Origin of the sequence: uncultured Thermomonas sp., from assembly GCF_937872235.1 — a bacterium.
Classification (GTDB): domain Bacteria; phylum Pseudomonadota; class Gammaproteobacteria; order Xanthomonadales; family Xanthomonadaceae; genus Thermomonas; species Thermomonas beijingensis.
Map to the genome: position 1 here is coordinate 1 of NZ_CALMPC010000053.1, position 3,542 is coordinate 3,542.

At 61.3% G+C, this 3,542-nt stretch carries 5 protein-coding genes; 3 read left to right on the forward strand and 2 right to left on the reverse strand.

All coding sequences use genetic code 11. The features are described 5' to 3' along the window. The first annotated feature begins 161 nt into the window (after positions 1-161). Positions 162-608, forward strand: coding sequence for a DUF192 domain-containing protein (locus QWB57_RS04250; RefSeq protein ID WP_223625507.1), 447 nt, complete (start codon positions 162-164; stop codon positions 606-608). A 4-nt stretch (positions 609-612) separates the two neighbouring features. Here the strand turns inward: QWB57_RS04250 and QWB57_RS04255 are convergent, their stop codons facing one another. Next, positions 613-804 carry a rubredoxin gene (locus tag QWB57_RS04255; protein WP_223625504.1) on the reverse strand — a complete coding sequence of 64 codons (192 nt, stop codon included), beginning with the start codon at positions 802-804 and terminating at the stop codon, positions 613-615. A 92-nt stretch (positions 805-896) separates the two neighbouring features. Between QWB57_RS04255 and hemL the strand changes: the two genes are divergently transcribed. After that, a complete protein-coding gene (gene hemL / locus QWB57_RS04260; protein ID WP_223625501.1) occupies positions 897-2,180 on the forward strand; it encodes a glutamate-1-semialdehyde 2,1-aminomutase in 1,284 nt (427 codons plus the stop codon). A gap of 10 nt (positions 2,181-2,190) precedes the next feature. Further along, complete coding sequence (locus QWB57_RS04265; protein WP_288968482.1) at positions 2,191-3,081, forward strand: ion transporter; 891 nt, start codon at positions 2,191-2,193, stop codon at positions 3,079-3,081. A 123-nt stretch (positions 3,082-3,204) separates the two neighbouring features. Here the strand turns inward: QWB57_RS04265 and QWB57_RS04270 are convergent. After that, on the reverse strand, positions 3,205-3,542 hold a 338-nt coding region (locus QWB57_RS04270; protein ID WP_288968484.1), incomplete at its 5' end, for a TCP-1/cpn60 chaperonin family protein.

Below are 3,542 nucleotides of genomic sequence, written 5' to 3' on the forward strand. Positions count from 1 at the left end.
CCGCGAAGATCTTCACACGTTGCCGTGTGCACTTTCGTGGACAGCTGCAAGGGGGCGCATCTTGCCTGCGATTTTCATGCTTGAACAGTCTTGACGTGTTGACGAAATGCCGGCATCACGCGCATGGTGCGCGCTTGTTCTTAACGCCTCGGGACACTTGGATGCGACGCTACCTGCTTTTTCTTGTTGCTGCCTGCTCACTGTCTGCCTGCGCGGGCGCACGCCAGCCTTGGGTAGAACTCGGCGGACATCGCTATGTCGTTGAGCTTGCCCAGGACGATGCCGCGCGCGCGCGCGGCCTGATGTTTCGCGATGCGATGGACGCCGACCGCGGCATGCTGTTTATCCACGACACGCAAGAACCCCAAGCGTACTGGATGAAGAACACCAAGATTGCGCTGGATATTTTGTACTTCGATAACGACCACAAGCTGGTATCACAACAGCGCGACGTGCCGCCCTGTTCGTTGGGTGACGCCTGCCCCCCCTACCCCAGCAATGCACCCGCGCGCTATGTACTGGAACTCAACGCCGGGCAGGCCGAGAAGCTCAAGCTGCAAGATGGTGCCCTGCTGAAATTTGGCCCCGGCATCCCGCAAGCCAAGTGACCGCTCAGTCCACGATCAATTCGTAGTCGTCCTTGCCCACGCCACAGTCCGGGCACGTCCACGTGTCGGGGATATCCTCCCAGCGTGTCCCGGGGGCAATGCCGTCCTCGGGTGCCCCTTGCGCCTCGTCATAAACATGACCGCAAACCACGCACATGTAACTGCGAAAGGGGGCATCGGAGACGGGAGCAGACATTGGCGCGATAATCCAAAGATAGTTGCGAGGATTGTCCCACCCTCGCGCAGCCTTCGCACACTTTTCTAGCCGCTTCGTCACCGCAGACTCACATGAACTTAGACCACTCGCACGCCCTGTTCACTCGCGCCCAAACCTTGCTACCGGGGGGCGTCAATTCGCCAGTGCGCGCGTTCAAATCGGTAGGTGGCGAACCGTTTTTTGTGCAGCGCGCGGAGGGGCCGTATTTGTTCGATGTCGACGGCAATCGCTATATCGATTACGTGGGCTCGTGGGGGCCGATGATCGTGGGCCACAATCATCCGAAGGTGCTGCAATCGGTGATTGACACGGCACGCAATGGCCTGAGCTTTGGTACACCCAATCCGCTGGAAGTGACGATGGCCGAAACCATCACCCAGCTGATTCCCAGTTGCGAAATGGTGCGCATGGTCAACTCCGGTACCGAGGCCACACTGTCGGCAATTCGGCTGGCGCGTGGTGCAACCGGGCGCATGAAAATCGTCAAATTCGAAGGCTGCTATCACGGTCATGGCGATTCGTTTTTGGTCAAGGCCGGCAGCGGTGCATTGACCTTCGGCGTGCCCACTTCACCGGGCGTCCCCAAGGCCTTGGCCGACTTGACCTTGACGCTGCCCTACAACGATTTTGATGCTGCAACCCACCTGTTTGACGACTGCGGCAGCGACATCGCCGCACTCATCATCGAACCGGTGGTGGGTAATGCCAATTGCCTGCCGCCGCGCGATGGCTACTTGCAACACCTGCGCGCACTGTGCACGCAGCATGGCGCGCTGCTGATCTTCGACGAAGTGATGACCGGCTTCCGCGTTGCACTCGGCGGCGCGCAGGCGCGCTATGGGGTGGTGCCGGATCTGTCCACCTTCGGCAAGATCATCGGTGGCGGCATGCCGGTAGGTGCATACGGCGGGCGCCGCGATTTGATGCAACAAATCGCACCGCGCGGCCCGATCTACCAGGCCGGCACACTGAGTGGCAATCCGGTGGCAATGGCGGCTGGGCTTGCGATGCTGGCGCTCATCCAAGCGCCGGGTTTCTACGACGCATTGGAAGCAAAAACGCATGCGCTGTGTGATGGCTTGGAAGCCGCCGCACACGATGCGGGCGTCGCCTTCACCACCCAACGCGTAGGCGGCATGTTCGGCATGTTCTTCAGCAGTGAGCGGGTGGATACCTACGCACAGGCGATGGCCTGCGACAACGCCGCATTCAACCGCTTCTTCCATGCCATGCGTGAGCGTGGCGTGTATCTTGCCCCTTCCGCGTTCGAGGCTGGATTTATGTCCATTGCGCACACTGACGAGGTGATTATTGACACCATCGCTGCGGCGCGCGCGGCATTCCAAGTGCTCTGACATGGGTGATGTGAAGCCGACGCGGGGCAACGATGGCGGCGGCGAATTCTTCGCCCCCGTCCTGCAACCCGCCAACCGGGAAGGCTTGCGCTACCGGTTGTATCGCCTGATGTTCCACCACGAAAGCCGCAGCGAGCGCAATTTCGACCTTGCACTGATCGCCATCATCGTCGCCAGCGTACTGGTGGTGCTGCTGGACAGCGACCCGGAGGTGAAGGCGCGCTGGCACTTCCAGCTGTACCTGGCGGAATGGGTGTTTACCCTGTTGTTTGCGCTGGAGTACTCGCTGCGGATCTGGGTGGTGCGCGAACCGTTGCGCTATGCGCGCAGCTTCCTCGGCATCGTCGACCTGCTGGCGATCCTGCCGACCTTCCTGTCACTGCTGTTCCCGGCCAGCGCATCGCTGACGGTGGTGCGCATCCTCCGCCTGCTGCGGATCTTCCGGATCCTCAAGCTGGTGAAGTATTCCGACGAGGCAGGCCTGCTGACCCACGCTCTGATCCGCAGTCGGCGCAAGATCCTGATCTTCGTGCTGACCCTGCTTACCATCGCGGTGATCTTCGGCGCACTGATGTACGTGGTCGAAGGCCCGCAGCACGGCTTCGTCAGCATCCCCACCGGCATGTACTGGGCGGTGGTGACGATGGCGACGGTGGGCTATGGCGACCTGTCGCCTGCCACCGGGCTGGGGCGCTTCCTGACCTCCATGCTGATCATCATCGGCTACAGCATCATCGTGGTGCCCACCGGCATCTACACCGCCGAACTGGCGCGCACGATGCGTTCGCGCGGCCGCGTGCAGCTGCGCTGCCCGCAGTGCAGCTTGGGCGAGCACGACGACGACGCCTGGTTTTGCCGCAAATGTGGCGAGGCACTGCCGCATGTGGACAACAATGCCTGAGTTGCACCGAAGTTCCGATTTAGTTGCCCCGCAGCAGTCTTCACATTTTTGACGCCAAAAAACACGAAACCCGGCGCAGGGCCGGGTTTCGTGGTCAAGCTTGAAGATGGCAACTGGCAGGGCTCAGAAATCCATGCCGCCCATGCCGCCCATACCACCACCGGCAGGCATGGCCGGTTCGTCTTTCTTCGGTGCATCCGCCACCATCGCTTCGGTGGTGATCATCAGGCCGGCGATCGACGCCGCGTTCTGCAGCGCGGTGCGGGTGACCTTGGTCGGGTCCAGGATGCCGAACTCGATCATGTCGCCGAACTCGCCGTTGGCGGCGTTGTAGCCGAACGCACCCTTGCCTTCGGCAACGCGGTTCAGCACCACGCTGGGCTCTTCACCGGCATTGGTGACGATTTCGCGCAGCGGGGCTTCCATCGCACGCAATGCAATTGCGATACCGTGGTTCTGGT

What these genes read in the sequence shown, in the direction of transcription:
- QWB57_RS04250 (WP_223625507.1), top strand. Translation starts at nt 162, where the DNA reads ATGCGACGCTACCTGCTTTTTCTTGTTGCTGCCTGCTCACTGTCTGCC.
- QWB57_RS04255 (WP_223625504.1), bottom strand. Translation starts at nt 804, where the DNA reads ATGTCTGCTCCCGTCTCCGATGCCCCCTTTCGCAGTTACATGTGCGTG.
- hemL (WP_223625501.1), top strand. Translation starts at nt 897, where the DNA reads ATGAACTTAGACCACTCGCACGCCCTGTTCACTCGCGCCCAAACCTTG.